General features: G+C 71.2%; 18 protein-coding genes and 3 tRNA genes. 5 read left to right on the plus strand and 16 right to left on the minus strand.

What is annotated here, in order from left to right:
- Nucleotides 1-91: 91 nt before the first annotated feature.
- The 4 genes from JOE53_RS10610 to JOE53_RS10625 all read right to left on the minus strand — a co-directional run bounded on the left by JOE53_RS10610 (nucleotide 92) and on the right by JOE53_RS10625 (nucleotide 2,728).
- Nucleotides 92-168, minus strand: a tRNA-Met gene (locus JOE53_RS10610).
- Between the two features lie 35 nt (nucleotides 169-203).
- Nucleotides 204-275, minus strand: a tRNA-Thr gene (locus JOE53_RS10615).
- 63 nt (nucleotides 276-338) lie between these two features.
- Entirely contained in the window at nucleotides 339-1,760 is a 1,422-nt protein-coding gene (locus tag JOE53_RS10620; protein ID WP_233449550.1) for a M23 family metallopeptidase, read from the minus strand.
- A gap of 176 nt (nucleotides 1,761-1,936) precedes the next feature.
- Entirely contained in the window at nucleotides 1,937-2,728 is a 792-nt protein-coding gene (locus JOE53_RS10625) for an inositol monophosphatase family protein (protein WP_043340298.1), read from the minus strand.
- A gap of 31 nt (nucleotides 2,729-2,759) precedes the next feature.
- Here JOE53_RS10625 and JOE53_RS10630 point away from each other — a divergent pair, with 31 nt between their 5' ends.
- Nucleotides 2,760-4,325 carry a phytoene desaturase family protein gene (locus tag JOE53_RS10630; RefSeq protein ID WP_043340296.1) on the plus strand — a complete coding sequence of 522 codons (1,566 nt, stop codon included), beginning with the start codon at nucleotides 2,760-2,762 and terminating at the stop codon, nucleotides 4,323-4,325.
- A gap of 3 nt (nucleotides 4,326-4,328) precedes the next feature.
- On the opposite strand, the gene JOE53_RS10635 is transcribed toward JOE53_RS10630, so the two are convergent.
- From JOE53_RS10635 to JOE53_RS10650, 4 genes are all read right to left on the minus strand, one after another.
- Nucleotides 4,329-5,294 carry a hypothetical protein gene (locus tag JOE53_RS10635; protein WP_204947701.1) on the minus strand — a complete coding sequence of 322 codons (966 nt, stop codon included), beginning with the start codon at nucleotides 5,292-5,294 and terminating at the stop codon, nucleotides 4,329-4,331.
- A 112-nt stretch (nucleotides 5,295-5,406) separates the two neighbouring features.
- Nucleotides 5,407-5,488, minus strand: a tRNA-Tyr gene (locus JOE53_RS10640).
- Nucleotides 5,489-5,586: 98 nt separating this feature from the next.
- Nucleotides 5,587-6,072 carry an FBP domain-containing protein gene (locus JOE53_RS10645; protein WP_005049879.1) on the minus strand — a complete coding sequence of 162 codons (486 nt, stop codon included), beginning with the start codon at nucleotides 6,070-6,072 and terminating at the stop codon, nucleotides 5,587-5,589.
- A gap of 38 nt (nucleotides 6,073-6,110) precedes the next feature.
- Complete coding sequence (locus JOE53_RS10650; protein WP_204947702.1) at nucleotides 6,111-6,977, minus strand: phosphotransferase family protein; 867 nt, start codon at nucleotides 6,975-6,977, stop codon at nucleotides 6,111-6,113.
- Between the two features lie 48 nt (nucleotides 6,978-7,025).
- Between JOE53_RS10650 and JOE53_RS10655 the strand changes: the two genes are divergently transcribed.
- Together JOE53_RS10655 and JOE53_RS15010 are read left to right on the plus strand one after the other, a co-directional pair.
- Entirely contained in the window at nucleotides 7,026-7,514 is a 489-nt protein-coding gene (locus JOE53_RS10655) for a YajQ family cyclic di-GMP-binding protein (RefSeq protein ID WP_005049876.1), read from the plus strand.
- Between the two features lie 195 nt (nucleotides 7,515-7,709).
- Nucleotides 7,710-8,372, plus strand: a complete 663-nt coding sequence (locus JOE53_RS15010) for a L,D-transpeptidase (protein WP_204947703.1) — start codon at nucleotides 7,710-7,712, stop codon at nucleotides 8,370-8,372.
- A 142-nt stretch (nucleotides 8,373-8,514) separates the two neighbouring features.
- Here the strand turns inward: JOE53_RS15010 and JOE53_RS10665 are convergent, their stop codons facing one another.
- Nucleotides 8,515-9,390 (minus strand): DUF1295 domain-containing protein, encoded by an 876-nt coding sequence (locus tag JOE53_RS10665; RefSeq protein ID WP_204947704.1) that lies wholly within the window; start codon nucleotides 9,388-9,390, stop codon nucleotides 8,515-8,517.
- A gap of 35 nt (nucleotides 9,391-9,425) precedes the next feature.
- Nucleotides 9,426-11,180 carry an AMP-dependent synthetase/ligase gene (locus JOE53_RS10670; RefSeq protein ID WP_204947705.1) on the minus strand — a complete coding sequence of 585 codons (1,755 nt, stop codon included), beginning with the start codon at nucleotides 11,178-11,180 and terminating at the stop codon, nucleotides 9,426-9,428.
- Between the two features lie 244 nt (nucleotides 11,181-11,424).
- Here JOE53_RS10670 and JOE53_RS10675 point away from each other — a divergent pair, with 244 nt between their 5' ends.
- Nucleotides 11,425-12,840: a D-alanyl-D-alanine carboxypeptidase family protein gene (locus JOE53_RS10675; RefSeq protein ID WP_204947706.1), complete on the plus strand. Its 1,416-nt coding sequence runs from the start codon at nucleotides 11,425-11,427 to the stop codon at nucleotides 12,838-12,840.
- Between the two features lie 9 nt (nucleotides 12,841-12,849).
- Here the strand turns inward: JOE53_RS10675 and JOE53_RS10680 are convergent, their stop codons facing one another.
- The 6 genes from JOE53_RS10680 to JOE53_RS10705 all read right to left on the minus strand — a co-directional run bounded on the left by JOE53_RS10680 (nucleotide 12,850) and on the right by JOE53_RS10705 (nucleotide 18,897).
- Nucleotides 12,850-13,806 (minus strand): alpha/beta hydrolase, encoded by a 957-nt coding sequence (locus JOE53_RS10680; protein ID WP_204947707.1) that lies wholly within the window; start codon nucleotides 13,804-13,806, stop codon nucleotides 12,850-12,852.
- A 120-nt stretch (nucleotides 13,807-13,926) separates the two neighbouring features.
- Nucleotides 13,927-14,754, minus strand: coding sequence for an endonuclease domain-containing protein (locus tag JOE53_RS10685; protein ID WP_204947708.1), 828 nt, complete (start codon nucleotides 14,752-14,754; stop codon nucleotides 13,927-13,929).
- Between the two features lie 195 nt (nucleotides 14,755-14,949).
- Complete coding sequence (locus JOE53_RS10690; RefSeq protein ID WP_204947709.1) at nucleotides 14,950-16,323, minus strand: FAD-dependent oxidoreductase; 1,374 nt, start codon at nucleotides 16,321-16,323, stop codon at nucleotides 14,950-14,952.
- A gap of 64 nt (nucleotides 16,324-16,387) precedes the next feature.
- Entirely contained in the window at nucleotides 16,388-17,449 is a 1,062-nt protein-coding gene (locus JOE53_RS10695) for a polyprenyl synthetase family protein (RefSeq protein ID WP_204947710.1), read from the minus strand.
- A 137-nt stretch (nucleotides 17,450-17,586) separates the two neighbouring features.
- Nucleotides 17,587-18,300, minus strand: coding sequence for a class I SAM-dependent methyltransferase (locus tag JOE53_RS10700; protein ID WP_204947711.1), 714 nt, complete (start codon nucleotides 18,298-18,300; stop codon nucleotides 17,587-17,589).
- 39 nt (nucleotides 18,301-18,339) lie between these two features.
- Nucleotides 18,340-18,897 (minus strand): hypothetical protein, encoded by a 558-nt coding sequence (locus tag JOE53_RS10705; protein WP_016464331.1) that lies wholly within the window; start codon nucleotides 18,895-18,897, stop codon nucleotides 18,340-18,342.
- Between the two features lie 71 nt (nucleotides 18,898-18,968).
- Here JOE53_RS10705 and JOE53_RS10710 point away from each other — a divergent pair, with 71 nt between their 5' ends.
- Nucleotides 18,969-20,231, plus strand: a complete 1,263-nt coding sequence (locus JOE53_RS10710) for an isochorismate synthase (RefSeq protein WP_016464330.1) — start codon at nucleotides 18,969-18,971, stop codon at nucleotides 20,229-20,231.
- The last annotated feature ends 10 nt before the right edge of the window (nucleotides 20,232-20,241 follow it).

The following is a 20,241-nucleotide window of genomic DNA, read 5'->3' on the forward strand; positions in this document are numbered from 1 at the left end:
CGTGCTGCGAACCGTGCCTCGGGGCGGCGTACGAGCCCCACCGCCCAAAACGCAAAACAGCCCCGGACTGTCCGGGGCTGATCTGGGTTTTTGGTAGCGGGAGCGGGGCTTGAACCCGCGACCTCACGATTATGAGTCGTGCGCTCTCACCAACTGAGCTACCCCGCCGCGCCGCACCCACACGGCGAGATGTGGATGCTGCGAGCCCCGAGTCAGGATTGAACTGACGACCCCTTCCTTACCATGGAAGTGCTCTGCCACTGAGCTATCGGGGCGCGATGCCCCTCTCGGGGCAACCAGAAAAGAATATCAGAGCCGGGGCGTCCGACAGAATCGGCTCAGCCGACGGTGTGGCCGGGCTTGGTGTGCTCGGCCAGCCACGGCATCGGGTCGATGCGGGTGGTGCCCCCCAGCAGCACCTCGAGGTGCAGGTGGGGTCCGGTCGCCTTACCGGTCTGTCCGACGCGGCCGATGACCTGTCCGGCGGTGACCTTGTCGCCCACCTTCACCTGCAGCGAGCCGTACTGCATGTGGCCGTAGCGAGTGGAGACGAGCTGGCCGTCGATGATGTGGTCGATCAGCACCGTCACACCGTAATCGCCACCGGACTCGGTCGCGATGCGCACGGTGCCCGCGGCGACAGCGTGGATCTCCGCGCCCTCACCCGGGGTCAGGTCGACGCCGTTGTGGGGGGTGGCGAACTCCGAGAGGTACGCGATGGACCCGAAGGCGGCCGAGATCGGCACCCCGACGGGGAACGGGTACTGGATGGGCGACGAGGGGTCGTTCACCCACGTGTTCGCGAACAGGCGCACGCCCGACTCGGCCGCAAGCTCCGACATCGACGTGACGTTGTAGCTTTCGGGTCGATCCAGCGCGGTCGGAGCATCGGTTCCCGAAGCCACGAACGCCTGGATCTGACCGGCATCCGAGCTCTTCGTCAGCTTCTGGCTGGCGGCGACGACGGTGGGCTGCGCGGCGGTGTTCGACGAGTCGGATGCCGAGGCGATCGCAGCCGCCGGCGTGGTCGTGCCCACTGCGAGCAGGCCGACGACCGCCATGACGCCCACCGAGAACGACGCCGCAGCCATCCGCTTGGCGATCGCCGCGCCACGCGGGCGGCGGCGTGCGGCGACATGGACGACGGCCTCGGCAGCGGAAACCGGTTCCGCCGGCCCGGCAGCGGCGGTCGAGGGACGCTGCACGGGCGTCTCCCCCGTGAAGGAGAACAGGCGGGCAGCGAACTCGAACTCGTCGAGGTCGCAGCTCTCGGATGCCGCGACGAACGCGGAATCGCTCGGGAGCTGGTCGGCGACCGGAGCGGGCACGGCATCCGCTTCGTGGTCGACGGCGGCGTCCACCGTCACGGCGACCGCGGATGCGTCCTCGGTGGCGACCGACTCGAACACGGCTCGCGCGGCGCGGCGCAGACGCCGACGGGAGGCCTCGTCGGGTTGTGCCCCGGCGACGGTTTCGGCGACGATCGCCGCAGCGACGTCGGCGACGACCGACTCGGCGAGGGAGGGCTCGGCGGGCGCGGACTCGACAGACGCCTCGGGCTGCGTCACCTCGGCGACGGCGGCAGAAGCGACAGGGAGAACGTCGTCCGCGGGCGCGGCCACGGCGGCGGCCTCGGCAGCCAGGCGACGGTACTCAGCGCGGGTCAGAGCACCCGGCCCGGCCGGCGTTGCGGCCGACTCGGTTCGTCGGCTGGCACGCCGCGAGGGCGTCGCATCGGCCGCGGGGGTGTCGGGGGTCAAATCACACAGGCTCTCGTCAGGCCGCGCGGAAGGGTGCTCCGCACGACGACGTACTACGGGCTTCGGATCGCTTCGCCGTTCGGGCCGGCAAAGATAACGATCGGGTAAACACTACATCGTGGTCGCTGGGAATGCCATGGACACACGGTCCACGTTCCTATCAACCCGCGGACGCCTCACACCTCCAGCAGCTCCCGCATCCGCGGAAACAGCTCCGGACCGGCCGCGATCGTCATCTCCGCACCGGGCACGCCGCCCGGGCGACCGCCGACGATGCCGCCCGCCTCCGTGACCAGCAGCGCTCCCGCCGCGTGGTCCCACGGCTTGAGCCCGCGCTCGAAGTACCCGTCGAGCCGCCCGGCGGCGATGTAGGCCAGGTCGAGCGAGGCCGCGCCGGCGCGACGCAGGTCGCGGGCGAGCACCATCATCCGGCGCACCCGCGCCAGGTCGCCGTCGTGGGTGGCGGGGTCGTATCCGAAACCGGTCGCGAGGAGGGCCCCGGCATCCGTCACCGTCGACACGTGCAGAGGCTGATCGCCGAGCCAGGCCCCTCCACCGCGGTGCGCGTGGAAGAGCTCGTCGACGGCGGGGCTGTAGACCGCCGCGGCCTGTGCCACCCACGTCTCGGGCGTCGCCTCCCCGGTCACAGCGGCGATGCTGACCGCGTACTGCGGAATGCCGTAGGCGTAGTTGACCGTGCCGTCGATGGGGTCGACGACCCAGGTCACACCGCTCGTGCCGGGCTGCGGGTCGGACTCCTCCCCGAGAAAGCCGTCGTCGGGCCGGACCGCTGCCAGCCGGTCGCGGATGAGCTGCTCCACCTCGCGATCGGCCTCCGTGACGATGTCGGCGAGCGACGACTTGGTGGCGGCGACCGCGACCCCCTCGCTGCGACGCCGACGCGCGAGCGCGCCGGCCTCCCGCGCGATGTCGACGGCGATCTTTTCCCACTGCGCGGCATCCACCATGCCTCCACGCTACGCGCACTACCGTGGCCTCATGAGCGCGCACTACGACGTCGTGATCGTGGGCGGCGGCCACAACGCCCTCACCGCCGCCGCCTACCTCGCCCGGGCGCGCAAGCGCGTCGTCGTGCTGGAACGGCAGGACCGGGTCGGCGGCGCCGCGGTGTCGGAGCAGCCCTGGGCGGGCGTGGACGCGCGCCTGTCGCGCTACTCGTACCTCGTGAGCCTGCTGCCCCGCACGATCATCGACGACCTCGATCTGCGCCTCGACCTGCGACGGCGCCGCTACTCGTCGTACACCCCCGACCCCGCCGACCCGTCCCGCGGCATCCTCATCGACAACGCGGATGCCGCGGCCACCACCGCGAGCGTCATCCGCACGACCGGTGACCTCCGCGAGGCGGAGCGCTTCGAGGCGTTCACCGACCGCCTCCTCCCGCTCGCTGCGACCGTCTTCCCCTCGGTGACAGAGCCCCTGCGCCGCGCGGGCGAGATGCTAGCGGAGGTCGCCGACACCGCGCTCTGGGACGCGCTCACGACGCGACCGCTGGGCGGCCTGCTGCGCGACGGGCTGGGCACCGACATCGCGCGCGGCATCGCCCTCACCGACGGTCTCATCGGCACCTTCTCCTGGGCCGACGATCCCTCCCTGCGCCAGAACCGCTGCTTCCTTTACCACGTGGTCGGCGGCGGCACCGGCGACTGGGACGTCCCCGTCGGCGGCATGGGCCGAGTGAGCGCCGCGCTCGAGAACGCGGCGCGCCGCGCGGGCGCCGAGATCCGCGTCAATGCGACCGTGAGCGCGGTCGCGCCCGGCGGCACCGTGACGCTCGCCTCGGGCGAGATCCTCACCGGACGCCTGGTTCTCAGCGGCGTGAGCCCCGCGGTGCTCGATCGGCTCCTCGGCGACGCGGCGGACCCCGCGGACGACGCGGCACCGGAGGGCGCGCAGCTGAAGGTCAACATGCTGCTGTCACATCTGCCGCGTCTGCGTGACACGACCGTCTCGCCCGAAGCGGCCTTCGCCGGCACGTTCCACGTCAACGAGACGATGACCCAGCTCGACGACGCCTACGCGGCCGCGGTGGACGGCGGCATCCCGCGTCCCCTTCCCGCCGAGATCTACTGCCACTCCCTCACCGACCCGTCGATCCTCGGGCCGGCCCTGCAGCAGTCGGGAGCCCAGACGCTGACGCTCTTCGGGCTGCAGGTTCCGCACCGACTGGCCGCCGGCTTCTCGACCGCCGACTACCGGTCGACGCTCGTGGATGCCGCGACCCGCTCGCTCGACGCGGTGCTCGCCGAACCGCTCGCCGACTGCCTGTACGTCGCGCCCGACGGCTCGCCGTGCATCGAAGCGCGGACGACCACGGACCTGGAGGGATCGCTCGGCATGACCGCCGGCGACATCTTCCACGGGCCGTTGTCGTGGCCGTGGGCGGGCGACGACGAGCCGCTCGAGACGGCGGCCGAGCGCTGGGGCGTGGCGACGGCGCACGAGCGGGTGCTGATGTGCGGCTCGGGCGCGCGTCGCGGCGGCGCCGTCAGCGGCATCGGCGGCCATAACGCCGCGATGGCGGCGCTGGAGATGCTCGGCTGACGCTCAGCTGTGCTGCTGGGGCGGCAGCGGCGGGGCCGGCGGGTACCCGTCGTGCCCCTGCGCGGCCGGAGCCGTCGGGGCGCTTGCGCCCTCCGTGAACCAGAAGCGTGCGTCGGGCGAGGGCTGACCCGTGTAGTAGGCGTTCCAGTCCGGCGAGCCGTCGGGGAACACCGGCAGCGGCGTGACGCCGTCGGCGAAGGTGGGCCACGGTGCGGATGCCGCCGGAGCGGGTGCCGGTGCCGGTGCGGGCGGCTGAGCGGGGGCAGCGGGCGCCGCCACGGGGAGTGGGGCCGAACCGTAAGGAGCCGCGCCGTAAGGAGCCGCACCGTAGGGGGCGGCGAGGTGCGGGCGCGGACGCTTCGGGGCGAAGAGGGCGTTGACCAGCGGCAGGAGCGCCGTGCCCACCGCCGACAGGATCGCGAGCGCGACGACCACGCGCCAGTAGAGCGGACGGTAGGTGACGAACTCGTCGGTCATGAGCGGCAGCACCAGCATCACCATGAGGATGACGACGAGGCCGATGGTCACGTAGGTGACGATGGAGGTGAAGGTCGTCTGGTGGCGCTGGAACGCCTTGAGGAAGAGGCGGGCGTGCAGGAGAGCGCCCTGGACGATGAGCGCGATGACGATGAACTTGAACACCCGCTCGGCACCGACGCCGAAGTAGCCACTGGTCGGCATCCAGATGAGGAACGCCCCGACCAGCAGGATCAGCACCCACGAGATCATGCTCGTCAGCGCGAGCCAGGTGGGCCGACTCTGGGCCATGTTCGACTCGGCGATCGCCACGCCCGCGAAGCCCGCGAGCAGCAGGATCGTCAGGAACGCCTTGCCGACGATGCCGTTCGAGTCTCCGATCAGCACCCAGACCACGCACACGAGCGCGGCGGCGATCAGAGCGCCGATCGCGACCCAGATCGTCGCGCGCAGGATCTTGTTGGACTGCGGCGAACTCGTCGGTTCGGTCATGTCTCTCCCCTTCGTCGGGCATCCAGCCGTGCCCCCATCCTGTCACGGGGGTCGGGCCGCGTGGAGAGCGCAGACCAGGAAAGGCCCCGCATCTGCGGGGCCTTTCGGTGGGTGGCGAGTGAGGGATTCGAACCCCCGAAGTCGAAGACGGCTGATTTACAGTCAGATCCCTTTGGCCGCTTGGGTAACTCGCCAAGTGCGCACCCGCCCGGCTTTTACAGTCGACCGGAGGCGCGATCAACCATCTTACCCGGCCGCACGCGTTCCCAAAAACCAGAGGCCGCATCCGGCGTCAGACCGGCGCCACGACCCGCTCGACGAAGGCCTCCACGCGGTGGCGCGTCCCGTCGATGCGGCGGTCGACGCTGGCACGCACCTCGCTCGGCGCGAGCGGCGCCGCGAGGCGGACGTTCTCGTGGCAGCCCAGATCGGCGCAGATGTAGGTGCCGACACTGTCACCGCGAGCCCCGGCATCCCCCGCCCGTCGCGCCGTGAACAGGGCGACCTGATTGCCGGGCTGCATCGTGTGGCAGAGGTTGCACATCGCCGCGCGCGGACGGGACCCGGATGCCGCGCGCAGCACGATCCCGGTGGGCACGCCGTCGCGCTCGACGATCATGTAGCCCCGACCTCGGAAGTCCGGGTCGGACCACGCGAGGAAATCGAGATGATCCCAGTCGGCGAGCACGAGAGAGAGCGGAACACCCACGCGGTCGAGCTCGTCGGGTGTCGCGTTGACGAGGGCGGCGCGCACCTGGTTCTCCGTGAGCGGCTGCATCCGTCCAGTCTACGAACCGGTCCGCCGCGCCGGGCCGGTCAGCTCGCGTACGTGTCGTTGGCCCTCGTGAGGGCGCGCTCGATCTCCGTCGCGGGGCGGCCTCCCGCGATCGCGAAGCACAGGAGCTGCAGAGGGTAGGTCGCCGCCGTGACACGTGCGCGGTGGGTGACTTCGGGTGGCACGATCTGCGCCACGAGATCCCACCCATGCCATGTCGCGAGCGCCGCCACATCCTTCGCCTCGTCGTCGGCGGCAGCGAGATCCCAATCGATCAGCCCCGAAACTGTGGAGGCGACGCCATCGGTCCACAGCACGTTGCTGCCGGCCAGGTCGCCATGCGTCAGCACATCACCGTGCGGCGCGAGCCCGACGAAGGCATCGGCGACGCGGCGAGCGCCCTCACGGGCCGTCGGAGCGAGCATCGCGACGGCATCACCGGTCATGAGGCGCAGCCCCTCCTCGCCGCCGAAGAAGGTGTGTCGATGAGCCAGGTGCCTTCGAAGCGGGGCGAGGTCGGTCTCGTGAAGGGTGTCGAGGAGGCGTCGGAGCTCGATGGGGTCGCCGCTGCCGCTCGGATGCGGCTCGCCGTCGACGCGCTCCTGCGCGATCGCGACCACACCGCCCGCGGCACGGTCATCGATCGCCGGCGCCGCGGAGCGCGGCACCGCGAAAGGCAGTGCCGGCAGTGCGTCGATGAGCCGCTGGGCCCGGAGGGCCTCGGATGCCGCGTCCGCGGTGCGCGCCACTCGCACCGCCACACGTCCGGCGAGCACCACGAGATTCGCCGAACCGTGCTCCACGCGCTGCCAGTCGCCGCGCGGCACCCGCTCCCCTGCAGCGCCCAGCGCGCGAGCGACGACATCGTCGACGACATCATCGGCGGGAGCGACGAAGCCGGTGTACATGATTCGACCCTATGGGGGTCGCACGCGCGCGCGATTAGACTGCCACGCATGGCTGACTCCTCTTTCGACATCGTCTCCAAGATCGACCGCCAGGAGGCGGACAACGCGCTCAACCAGGCCCGCAAAGAGGTCGAGCAGCGCTACGACTTCAAGGGCACCGACGCGTCGATCGACTGGAGCGGCGAGGCGATCCTCATCAAGGCCAACAGCGAAGAGCGCGCGAAGGCCGTGCTGGACGTGTTCCAGTCGAAGCTGATCAAGCGGGGCATCTCCCTGAAGTCGCTCGAGTCGGGTGAGCCGCAGGCCTCCGGCAAGGAGTACCGCATCACCTCCACGCTCAAGGAGGGGATCTCCTCCGAGAACGCGAAGAAGATCACCAAGCTCATCCGCGACGAGGGGCCCAAGTCGGTCAAGGCGCAGATCCAGGGCGATGAGTTGCGCGTGCAGTCGAAGTCGCGCGACGACCTGCAGGAAGTGCAGCGGATGCTGAAGGCGGCCGACCTCGACGTCGACCTGCAGTTCGTCAACTACCGGTAAGCCGGCCACCGGGCACAGCGGCCGGCTCGGCGCAGGCGATCTGCCGAGAACAGGCCGATCTGGGCCGTCTTCGCCTGCGCCGGGCAGATTGCCTGCGCCGGGGCGACGCGGCACCGGGGCGACGGCGCACCGGGGCGACCCGGCGACCCGCCCCGCACTCACCGGATTCATCACCGGGAACCGTAAGGTTTCGGCGTGCATGACATCCGACGACACCCACGCCGCCTGGTAGCGACGACCGCGGTGACCGCCGCGGGAATGCTGCTTCTCGCAGGCTGCGGGTCTCAGGCCGCGGCCGCCCAGCCGGCGGCGGCCGCCACGCCGAGCGCGAGCCCGACGTCCACCTCAACCCCCACGCCGACGCCGACACCCACGCCGACTCCGACCCCGGCGGTGTGGACGGTGCACACCAGCCCGGTCCCCGACGCGCACTGCACCGGGCCCGGTCGCGCCGCGGCCCAGAACGGCGTGCTGCACGTGTACGTCAGCATCGCGGCGCAGCACCTCTGGGAGTGCTCGGGCGAGAACCTGCTGATGGACTCGGCGGTGACCACCGGCGCCTCCGGTTTCGACCCCGACTACGCCACGCCGACCGGCACCTTCGCGATCACCCGCATGACGCGGAACACCGAACTCGCCGGCCACGACCGTCACGGTTCCTGGGACGACCAGGTCGCGTACTGGATGCCCTTCCAGGGAGGCGACGTCGGCTTCCACGACGCGTCGTGGCAGACCTTCCCGTTCGGCACCGACGGCTACCTGCAGAACGGCTCGCACGGCTGCGTGCACATGCCCACCGACGCGATCGCGCATCTCTACGCGGACGTCGAGGTCGGTACCCGCGTCACCGTGAGCTGAATCCTCGGCATCCCCCGCCGTCAGACGGATGCCGAGAACAGGCGATCCGGCGAGAACAGGCGCATCGCGGGGCGATCTGCTTGCGCCGGCCCGATCGCCTGTCCCCGGCCGCCCGCGACCCTCACCCCGGCCGCCCGAGGCCCTACCCCCGGCCGAAACCGGGCACCAGCACCGGCGTGCGCTTCTTGTATTCCTGGTACGCGGGCTCGTCACCCCAGCGCGCGTCGGCGCGCTTCTCCAGCATCGGGATGCCGCTCACCCGCGTCAGCAGCAGGATCACGAACAGCGGCGAGATCACGGTGACCCACTGCCAGCCGACGGCCGCCGGGAGCGCGACGATCGCGACGCCGACCCAGACGAGGATCTCGCCGAAGTAGTTCGGATGCCGCGACCACGCCCAGACGCCCGAGTCGATGAAACGCCCCTTGTTGGCGGCATCCTTGCGGAACGCCGCCTTCTGCGCGTCGGCGACGACCTCGATGACCAGACCCGCCATCCACACCACGGCACCGACGATGATCCACACGTCGAGCCCGTCTGCCGTTGCGGCGGTGATGCCGACCCACGCGGCCGACGACGTGACGGCGACCCACAGGCCCTGGATGATCCAGACCCGCAGGAACGCCAACGGGTTGACCTTGATGTCGTCGAAACGGCCGTCGGTGCCCTGCGCGTGCACACGCACGTACAGGAACACGGACAGCCGCACTCCCCACACGACGATCATCGCGGCCAGCACCCACGCCCGCACCGACGCCGGCGTGACCGCCGCCAGCAGTCCGACCGCGACCAGCGCGAACGTCAGACCTCCGGTCAGGTCGAAGAACTTCTCGGTGCGCAGCAGCGCCGCCGGAATGTAGGCGACGACCTGGATCGCGAATGCCGCGACGACCGCGAGCGCGAACAGCGGGATGCCGCCCCACGATGCGCCGGCGCTTCCGCCGGCGACGGCGAGCGCTGCGCCGATGCCGAGCGCGACGAGGATGGTGACGAGGATGGCGCCCGGGCGCTGTGACATGGGAGTTCTCCGGTTGAGGGGCGTAGGAGGGCGGGTCACAGGTAGAGGGCGTCGATGGTGCCCGACTCGCGATCGAGCAGCTGACGACGCCGGATCTTCAGCGTCGGCGTCACGACCTCGCGATCCTCGGCATCCGCGAAGACGAGCGCGAACCGTCGCACCTGCTCGCTGCGCGAGACCAGCGCGTTGGCTTCGTCGACGGCCCGCTGCACCTCTGCGCGGAGGTCGGGGTCATCGAGCGCCACGGCGCTGCCGCGTGCGGCGGTGACCGCATCCTGGTCGAGCACGATGAGTGCGGTCAGATACGGCCGCCCCTCCCCCACGGTCACCGCCGAGGAGATGACGGGGTGCTCTTCGATCGCCGCTTCCCACCGCGCGGGGGCGACGGTCTTGCCACCCGACGTCGTGACGACGTCCTTGGCGCGTCCCTCCAGCACGAGACGGCCGCGCTCGTCGAGCCTGCCGAGATCACCGGTGCGGAAGAAGCCGTCGACGAAGGCGTCACGGTCATCGTCCGCGTTGCGATAGCCGGCGAACACACCGACGCCCTTCGCGAGCACCTCGCCGTCGTCGGCGATGCGCACGGTCGAGCCGGGAAGCGGCACCCCGACGGTGCCCGAGCGGATGCGACCGGGAAGGTTGCCGGTGAGAGGCGCGGTCGTCTCGGTCAGCCCGTACCCCTCGATCACCGGAACACCCATGCCGCGAAAAAGCAAAGACAGCCGCGACGGCAACGTCGCGCCGCCCGAGAGCACGTAGCCGATGCGCCCGCCCATGAGGGCGCGAATGCGACGGTAGAAGAGGGCGTCGAACACGCGGCGACGCACCCGTAGGCTCCACGACGACGCCGGCGTCTGGCCGTCGTCGATCTGCTCCTCACGTCGTGCAAGCTCTGTGGCGGTGCGAACCGCGGCATCCCAGACCCGCCCGAGGTGCTTGTCGGCGGCCTTGGCCCCGGCCGCCGCGGCGATCTTCTCGAGAATGCGGGGCACGACCACGAGGAAGGTCGGGCGCAGCTCCGCGAGCGAGGCGACGACTTCCGACGGTTCTGAGAGGTGAGCGATGCGCATGCCGCTGGCGAGACAGATCAGCTGCAGCCCCCGGGCCAGCACGTGCGCCAGGGGAAGGAAGATCACCGTGCTGCCGTCCGCGCGCACGATGTCGGAGTACGCGGCGGCGATGTTGAGCACCTGCCCGAGGAAGTTCTCGTGGCTGAGGACGACGCCCTTGGGCGTGCCGCTCGTGCCCGAGGTGTAGACGATCGTCGCGGGCGAGGTGGGGCCGGCATCCGTGCGGGCACGCTCGAGCACGGCGTCGTCGACGAGGCCGCCGCGAGCGGCGAGGTCGGCCAGGCCACGCGTCAGGGACAGGACGGTCGGCACCCCGGCCGCCGTCAACGCGGACCGGGAGCGCTCGTCACCGAAGAAAGCGACGCGCACGCCGGCGTCGGCGACGATCGCCGCGACCTGGCTCGGCGCGGAGGAATCGTACACGGGCACGACGACGCCTCCCGCGAACCAGACGGCCAGGTCGGCGACGGCCCACTCGTAGCGCGTCGGGGCCATGATCGCCACGGCGTCGCCGGGTTGCAGGCCGTCGGCCAGCAGCCCCTTGGCGACCGCGCGCACGTCGGCGGCAAAGGCCGCTGTGGTCACCGGCCGCCACCGTTCTCCTTCGCGCACGTCGAAGGCGACATGGTCGGGAGCCTCGTCGACCCGACGCCTCAGCAGGTCGGTGACATTGCGGTACGCCGAGAGGTCGGCAAGCGGCGCAGTCGAGACTTCTCTCACGGACGGAGCTCTCCTTCGGGATGGGCGTAGCTGCCTCTTGTTCGGAGCCGTGGCCCGATCGGATCGGGTGTCCGCTCCAAAATCCTGCCACGCCCGCGCCCGACGCCCGCATGGGTTGCCGAAGCGCCCGCCGACACGGTAGGGAGGCTTCCGCCGCGCGCGCGACCGGATACGCTCGCAGAGTGAGCTCCTCCGCTGTCATGCCGCAGCTCCCGGCGCGCGCCGCCACCACACGGAGAGGCCGATGACCATGCCGCACGACGACGGGCTCGACGACTTCGCCGACCTGATGGCCTCGGCCCCCAGCGGTGCGTCGCACGTGTCGTTGTCCGCCGAGGATGCCGAGCGCCTGCGCCGGCGTCGGCGTCGCCGCCGCCGTGGCTGGCTGATCGCCGCAGGTGTCGTGCTCGCGATCGTCGCCGGCGCCGGCGGCTACACGGCGTGGGCCCTCTCGGCGCCGTTGCCCGCGCTCGAGACGACGACACGCGTTCCGACCGTGGCGCCGGGCGCCCCGGCAGCGCTGGCGATGCCCTCCGGACGGGCCGCCGCGATCTCGGTTGTCGGCGCCGCGGGCGATCTGGGGGCGGCGGGACTGCACGCGGTGAGCGGTGACGACCAGCCCCGACCGATCGCGAGCATCAGCAAGCTGATCACCGCGCTCGTCGTGCTCGACGCTCATCCGCTGCAGAGCGCCGACGACCCCGGTCCGACGATCACGTTCGACAAGGCCGACCACGACCTGTACGACCAGTACTACGTGCTCGGCGCGACCGTGGCCGCCATGCCGACCGGCAGCTCCATGTCGCTGCGCGACGCCCTGACCACCATGCTGCTGCCGTCGGCGAGCAACTACGCCGACGCGGTGGCGATGTGGGCCTTCGGCTCCCGTTCGGGCTACGTCTCCGCGACGCGCACGTGGCTCCAGGCTCACCAGCTGAACGGAACGACGATCGTCGAGCCCACCGGCATCGATGAGCGCAACACGAGCACGCCGAGTGATCTGCTCGCCATCGGACAGCTCGCCGCGGCCAATCCCGCGCTCGCCCGGATCACGTCGATGCCGTCAGCCACCGTCCCGACGGTCGGAGAGGTGGACAACACCAACGATCTGCTCGGCAGCGACGGTGTGACCGGGCTGAAGACGGGCAACCTCGGCGCCGGGACGTTCGCACTGCTCTACACCGCGACGAGCAACCCCGGACTCGGCGAACCGCTGAAGATCGTCGGTGTCTCGCTCGATGGACAGTCGCGGGAGCAGGTGGATGCCGATGTCACCACCGCGCTGCGCAGCGTCGCCGCCGGCGTGCACCTGGTGCCGGTCGCGAAAGCGGGAACACCGGTCGGCACGGTGACGAGCCCCTGGGGCGGGGAGGCGCAGTTGGTGCTGTCACGCGACGAGAGCCTGCTCACGTGGTCCGATACGCCGATCACCGCATCGATCACGCTGACGATTGCGCCGACCGGCCAGGACGGCCAGCAAATCGGCATCGCGACGTGGACCTCCGGCGGCCGCAGTGCCAGCGTCGCGGTGGCCGTGCGCGGAACGATCGCCCCTCCCGACGACTGGTGGAAGCTGACCCATCCCTCGCTGCTCGGCGGCCCGTCGCCGTCGCCGTCGCCGAGCGTGAGCCCGTCCCCGACTTCCACGCCCGGCGGCTGAGCGGACGGGTCAGCCGAGCGCGCCCGAGACGAGCCAGCGGCGCAGTGCGCCGTACGCGGCATCCCTCGGCTCCGGCGCCGACAGGAACACGTCGTGGATCGCGCCGTCGATGTGCGCGATCGTCACGAGCGGCCCCAGTCGCGTCGCCGCGCGGGCGATGTCGGCGACCACCAGCACGCTGTCGGTGGAGGTCATCTCCGGCGTCCACTGCAGCGGCGTGGTCGATGCGGCGGAGAGCAGGGTGAGCACCGGGGCGTCGATCGTCAGGCCGCCGGCGACCGTGGCATGACCCCGCATCACGGCGGCGAGCCACCCCGGATGGGTGGGAAAGCCCCGTTCGGGACGCCAGCCTTCGGGACTGTCGGGCAGGGTCCCCAGTTCGCGCTGCGCGCGCGTGTAGAAGCCGAGATCGACGACCGGGTGCGCGCCGAGAGGGTCGAAGCGTGCCCGCATCGCGATGATCGGGGCGATGGCCTGACGCCCGATCGCACCCGTCTGCAGCTCCAGCCACGGACTGTTGAGCACGACCGCGGAGGCCGCGCCGCGATGCCGTGCCGCCCAGAGGCTCAGGGTGAGTCCTCCCGTCGAGTGCCCCAGCAGCACGAGCCGCCGGCCGTGATCGTGCGTGCCCATCGCGGCGAGGGCGGCGGCGATGTCGGGATCGTAGTCGTCGAGCGTCGTGACGTATCCGGGGATCTGCCCCGGGCGCAGGCTCCGGCCGTATCCATGCAGGTCCAGGGCGTAGAACCGCGCACCGAGGCCCGTCCAGAACCGCGCCAGCTCCGTCTGGAAGAAGTAGTCCGACCACCCGTGCACGTACAGCACGTCCACACCGTTCAACGGTCGCAGCCACGGCATCCGCGGGAGGGAGCGCACGAGGGTGGCGGGAGCGGCGTCCGCGCCGAGCTCGAGCGTGAGCTGCTCGAAGCCCGGCCCGAGGATGTCTGCGACCCACTCGCCCACCATGTCGCCAGCCTATCCGCGGCCCCTCTGTGCGGGGCGACGGGGATAGCGGAGGAGATTTCCGTTCGGGAGGACGGATGCCGCGGCAGCGACCTCCCGACGCGGCATCTCCTCCCGGGCGGTTCAGCGCGCGAGGTGGAGTCCCTGGGCGACCGCACGCACGAGCACGTCCTGCACCTGCTCCCACTGATGGATCACCTGTCGATAGCCGACGCGGATCACGTGATACCCGAGCAGCATGAGGGCGGCATCGTGCGCGTTGTCGGCATCGCGCTGCGCTCCGACATGGTGGCCGCCGTCGATCTGAAGGACGAGCCGCTCGCCGATGAGCAGGTCGACGCGGTGGCCGGCGATCCAGATCTGGCGCCGCAGCGACAGACGCATCCACCGCAACCGGGGCACGACGATCGTCTCCAATCCCGAGTCGGACCAGACCTCCGCCGCCGCGAGCACACGGCGCGCACAGGCCGGAAGGCGAAGCCGTGCCAGCGCCGGGGCGCTGACCTCTTCCTTCCGCAGAGCCGACTCCCACACCGCCAACGCGACCTCGAACGGTTGGCACGCGGCGACCGCAGCGAGCACGTTCTCGGGAGTATCGACCAGTGCATCCGGATGCCGCGGCACCACCGGCCGCGCCCAGTGCACGACCGCGGTGGCCGTCGGCGCCCTCCCGGCGTGGGCGTGAGCGGCGACGTGAACGCGCGCGTCGTCGTCGTGCACCCACCAGCCGCGCCGGCGCGCCTGCGTCACGCACGAGATCACCACGCCCGACCGTGCCGCCGCGATCAGGTGCGGGTCGGCATCCGGTACGGCCAGCCAGCCGCGAGCCACGCGCACCAGCTCCCGCCGCGCCACCGCGCGGTCGAGCGCACCGCGCCCGTATCCGGCTCGATCGATCCGATCGCTGCGGACCACGCCTCCGCATGCACGGGCCCACGTCGCGGCATCCATGTGCGACATCGTGACCCGAGCTACATCCGGCGACCCCGCGCGCCGCGGTATCCGTGCACAACCTGTCGCCTCGCCCCGTTGGGGAGGAGTCGAAGCAGGCCCACCCGTGCGCGCCAGCGGAGGAGATTTCCGTTCGGGAGGACGGATGCCGCGAAAACGACCTCCCGACGCGACATCTCCTCCCGAACCGACGGCTTACTCGCCGCGCGAGACCCGGACCATCTCGTCGCGGTCGACGACCTTGATGCGCGCACGCTCGTGCGAGGCGCCGAGGGCGACCTCGTGCTCGTCGAGGCGGTGCCACCCGTCGAGGTCGGTCCAGGCGACCCCGCGCTCGGCCAGCAGGGCGGGGATCGCCTCCGGCGACGGGTCGGTGGGCTGCCACCACGACGCCTGGTCGTTGATGAGGTGGCTGATCGTCTCCATCGCGTCCGACTTCGTGTGCCCGATGAGTCCGACCGGGCCGCGCTTGATCCAGCCGGTCGCGTAGACGCCGGGCACGCGCTCGTTGGAGTCCTTGTGCAGCACCTGACCCTCGTGATTGGGGATCACGCCGTGCTTCTTGTCGAACGGCACGCCCGGCAGCGGCGATCCGAAGTAGCCGACGGCGCGGTACAGCTGCTGGATCGGCACCTCGCGCAGCTCGCCGGTGCCGACCACGCCGCCCTCGGCGTCGGGTCGCGTGCGCTCGTACACGAGAGCGGCGACGCGGCCGCTGTCGTCGGTCTTCACCTCGACGGGCTTGGCCCAGAAGTGCAGGTGCAGCCGGCGCGACGCCGCGCCTCCGGCGTTGTTGACGCCCGGCCGCTGACGCCACGACTGCAGCACCCGGTCGATGACCATGACCTGCTTGTTGCTGGCGACCGCGGTGCGCGACGCCTCGTCGTAGTCGAAGTCCTCGTCGTAGACGACCATGTCGACGTCGCGCAGCTCGCCGAGCTCGCGCAGCTCCAGCGGCGTGAACTTCACCTGGGCGGGGCCGCGTCGACCGAACACGTGCACGTCGGTCACCTGCGAAGCCTCCAGCCCGGCCTGCACATTCGCGGGGATCTCGGTGACGAGGAGGTCTTCGGCGTGCTTGGCGAGCACACGCGCGACGTCGAGCGCGACGTTGCCGTTTCCGATCACGGCGACGGATGCCGCATCCAGCGGCCACTCGCGCGGGAAGTCCGGGTGGCCGTCGTACCAGCTGACGAAGTCGGCCGCGCCGAACGAGCCGGCCGCATCGATGCCGGGGATGTCGAGGTCGGCATCCTTGATCGCACCGGTGGCGAAGATGACGGCGTTGTAGTGCTGCTTCAGGTCGTCGAGGGTGAGGTCCTGACCGAAGCGGACGTTGCCGAAGATGCGGATGTCACCGCGATCGAGCACGTCGCGAAGGGCGGTGATGATCCCCTTGATGCGGGGGTGGTCGGGGGCGACGCCGTAGCGCACGAGTCCGTAGGGAGCGGGAAGGTGGTCGAACAGATCGATCGAGACGTCGAACTTGCGCTCGGCCTTCAACAGGATGTCCGCCGCGTAGATGCCGGCGGGGCCCGCGCCGACGATGGCCAGCCTCAGCTTGGTCATGGGTGTGTCCTTCGTGTTCATCCGGTCGTGGGGCGAGGGCCGGCAGGCCCGGGTCGAGACGCGATCAGCTGGAGCGGTCGACGATGACGTGGGCGAGTTTGACCAGCGCATCGCGCACGGGACCGGCCGGAAGCGGATCGATCGCCGCGATCGCGGCATCCGCCCACTCGTACGCCTTCGCACGGGTCTCGGCCGTCACGGCGTGCGTACGCAGCTGCTGCATCGCCTCATCGAGGATCGCGGGGTCTGCCCCGTCGGCGATGCGCGCCACGCCGTCGTCGATCGTGGCCTTCAGCGCGCGCGAGGCCGGGTCGGCGGCCCGGGCGAGAAGCAGGTAGGGCATGGTCGGCACGCCGGCGCGCAGGTCGGTACCGGGGACCTTGCCGGTCTCGGTGGGATCGTCGGAGAGGTCGATGACGTCGTCGAGCAACTGGAAGGCCACGCCGACCTTCTCGCCGTACTCCAGCGCGGGACGGCGGTACTCCGACGGCGCGTCCGAGAACAGGATGCCGGCCTGAGCGGATGCCGCGATCAGCGATCCGGTCTTGTCGGCCAGCACCTGGAGGTAGAACTCGACGGGGTCCTCACCGGCCTGAGCGCCGACCGTCTCGTGCATCTGTCCGAGGACGAGACGCTCGAACGTGTCGGCCTGCAGACGGATCGCGCGTTCGCCGATCTGCGCCATGAGCTGGCTGGCGCGCGAGAACATGAGGTCGCCGGTGAGGATGGCGACGTTGTTGCCCCAGACGGCGTGGGCGCTGGGCACCCCGCGACGCACGTCCGCGCCGTCCATGACGTCGTCGTGATAGAGCGAGCCCAGGTGGGTCATCTCCAGGGCCGTGGCACCCGTGATGACGTTCTCTGTGGTGCCTTCGCCCAGCTGCGCGGTGAGCAGGGTGAGCATGGGCCGCACCCGCTTGCCGCCTGCCTCGTAGAGATAGCGGGTCGTGGCATCGGCGAGGGCGTCGCTGACGCGCAGCTCACGGGCGAGGGTGTCCTCGACGCGGTCGAGGCCGTCCTCGACGACGGCGAGCAGTTTGCGCATCCGGGGACCGGCGAGCACACGCTCGGCCAGACCGAGGTTGGCCGTCAATCGCGCACCGGCAGCGGAGGAGCTCGCAGTCACCCTCCCAGCCTACCCGCGGCCGTCGCACCCGCGGTCGCGGAGGCCGATTCGACTCGGGTGCTGCGCGCCCTCGCTCAACGACCGGGAGTCGCTGTCTCGCCCGCTCGGTGAGCGAGGGCAGCGAGTCGAAACGGGGCTCAGACGGGCGGCTTGACCGCGCGGTGCAGCGCGACGATGCCGAAGGTGAGGTCGCGGTGGGCGACGCGCGTCCACCCGGCATCCCGGATCCACGACGAGAGCGTCACCTGGTCGGGCCAGTCCTTGATCGACTCGTTGAGGTAGTCGTACGCGTCGGCGTTCGAGCTCACGCTGCGCGCCACGGTCGGCAGGATCCGGTCGTTGTAGAAGCGGTAGAGGCTCGCGAACGCGGGGTTCTGCGGGTGCGAGAACTCGCACACCAGCAGCATGCCGCCGGGGGCGGTCACCCGCAGCATCTCGGCGAGCGCCTTCTTCGGGTCGTTCACGTTGCGCAGGCCGAACGAGATGGTGACGACGTCGAACTCGCCATCGGAGAACGGCAATGCCATCGCATCGGCTTCGACGAAGGTGACGTTGGGCACGTGCCCGTGCCGACGGCGGCCCTCGGCGATCATGCCGGGCGAGAAGTCGCCGGCGACGACCTCGGCGCCGCTGCGGGCCAGGGCCACCGAGCTCGCGCCGGTTCCGGCGGCGAGATCGAGGATGCGCTGACCGGGCCGCGGAGCGATGGCACGCGTCGTGGCGATGCGCCACAGCCGGTCGTTGCCGAGGCTCAGCACGGTGTTGGTGCGGTCGTAGCCGGCCGCGACCTCGTCGAACATGCCGCTCACGCGGGACGGATCCTTGCCCAGGTCGGCGCGGTGCTCACTCACCCTTCGATCCTAGGCGCGCTGCCGACACCGCGGCGGCGCTCAGCGCGGCGGCAGCGCCGCGAGAACGGCGAGCCAGCGCGCCGCCGTCGCCTCGTCGTACGGCGCCCGTTCGGCGCCAACTTCGACCTCGAGCTCGAGGGCGACGCGTTCGAGCCGCTCGACGATGTCCAGGGGATACCCGTACTGCACGCGGTGCTCCTCCCACTCGTCGCGGTCGTCGATCCAGATTCCGCGCCCGTCGCGGGCACGCACGACGTCGAGATCCATGTCGATGCCCGTGGGGCTCGGGATGCCGTCGGGGTCCGCCGCGGCATCCCAGCGCAGATCCCACGCGACATCGATGTAGATCGCGATGCGCGGGTGGGTCGCGTTGAGGGTGGCAGCGTACTCGCCGCTCGGCGGGATCAGGGTGACGTTGTCGCCCTCGCTGACCGTGTCGAGGCCCGGTCGGGCGCTGCGCCAGCCGTCGCGCTGGCCCACCCAATCGCCGTGGACGTCGCTGCCGAGGTAGACGCAGTCGTGCTCCCAGTGCGGCGCACCGTCCCACTTGCGCCAGCGGAAGACGAGCGGGGTGCCGGGCGCGGGTCGATCGGTCATAGCCGGAGCCTAACCCGCCATGACCTTCGTCGCCCGACTCCGGTGGTCGACCGGCGGATTAGGCTGATCGGGTGAGTTCCGCGCCGCTCTTCCCGCCCCGTCTGCGCATCGTGAGCCGGGAGATCGCGGAGCTCGACGACCTCCTCGAATACGCCGACCCGGCCGACCCCCTGGTGTGGGCGCGTCGCGGATCGTGGCTGGTGGGCGTCGGCTCGGCGCTGCGCATCGAGGTACCGGCAGCGGATGCCGCGACGCTCGCCGACCGCTGGCGCCGCGTCGCCGCCGCGGCCACGGTGGACGACCACGTCGGCGTTCCCGGCAGCGGTCTGATCGCCTTCGGCGCGTTGCCGTTCGATGCGCAGTCGTCCGCGACCGCGGTGCTGACGGTGCCGCGGATGACGGTCGGCGCGCGCGACGGTCGCACGTGGGTGACCTGGGTGCTGCCCGACGACGGCGCTCCCGAGCCCGACGAGCCCCGGGCCATCGGCTACGGCCCGCACTGGTCGGCCGCGGTCGGACCGGGCGCCCTGACCCCGGAGGGCTATCAGGATGCGGTCCGTGCCGGGCTCGCCGCCATCGCCTCCGGCGAGGTCAGCAAAGTCGTGCTCGCGCGGGAGCTGGCCGGCACCGTTCCCGCCGGCGCCGACCTGCGCCGACTCGCACGCTCGCTCGCCTCCGCGTACCCCGACACGTGGGTCTACGCCGTGCACGGACTCATCGGCGCGAGCCCCGAAACACTCGTCACCGTCTCCGGCGGCCAGGTGACCGCGCGCGTGCTGGCCGGCACCGTCGCCCGGGGGTCGGGTCCGGATGCCGATCGTGAGGCGGCGCTGCGCCTGGCGACGAGTGCGAAGGACCTCGCCGAGCACCAGTACGCCGTGCGCAGTCTCGTCGATGCCCTCTCGCCGCACGCGACCGCGCTGGCGGCCGCCGAGCAGCCGTTCACTCTCGCACTGCCGAACGTGTGGCACCTCGCGACCGATGTGGAGGCCACGACAGCGCCCGAGACCTCCGCCCTCGACCTGCTCGGCGTCCTGCACCCGACCGCCGCCGTCGCGGGAACGCCGACGGCGGCCGCTTTGGCCGCGATCCGTCGCATCGAGCCGTTCGACCGCGGCCGCTACGCCGGACCCGTCGGGTGGGTCGACGCGAACGGCGATGGCGAATGGGCGATCGCGCTGCGCGGGGCCCAGTTCGATCTCGCGGCGGCGGATGCCGACGGCATCCCATTCCGCGCACACGCCGGCGCCGGGATCGTCGCCGGCAGCGACCCCGAGGCGGAGATGCTCGAGACCCGGGTGAAGTTCCGCCCGATCGTCGACGCCCTGGCGTAGGGCGTTTCGA

The organism is Microbacterium laevaniformans (assembly GCF_016907555.1).
Taxonomy (GTDB): domain Bacteria; phylum Actinomycetota; class Actinomycetes; order Actinomycetales; family Microbacteriaceae; genus Microbacterium; species Microbacterium laevaniformans.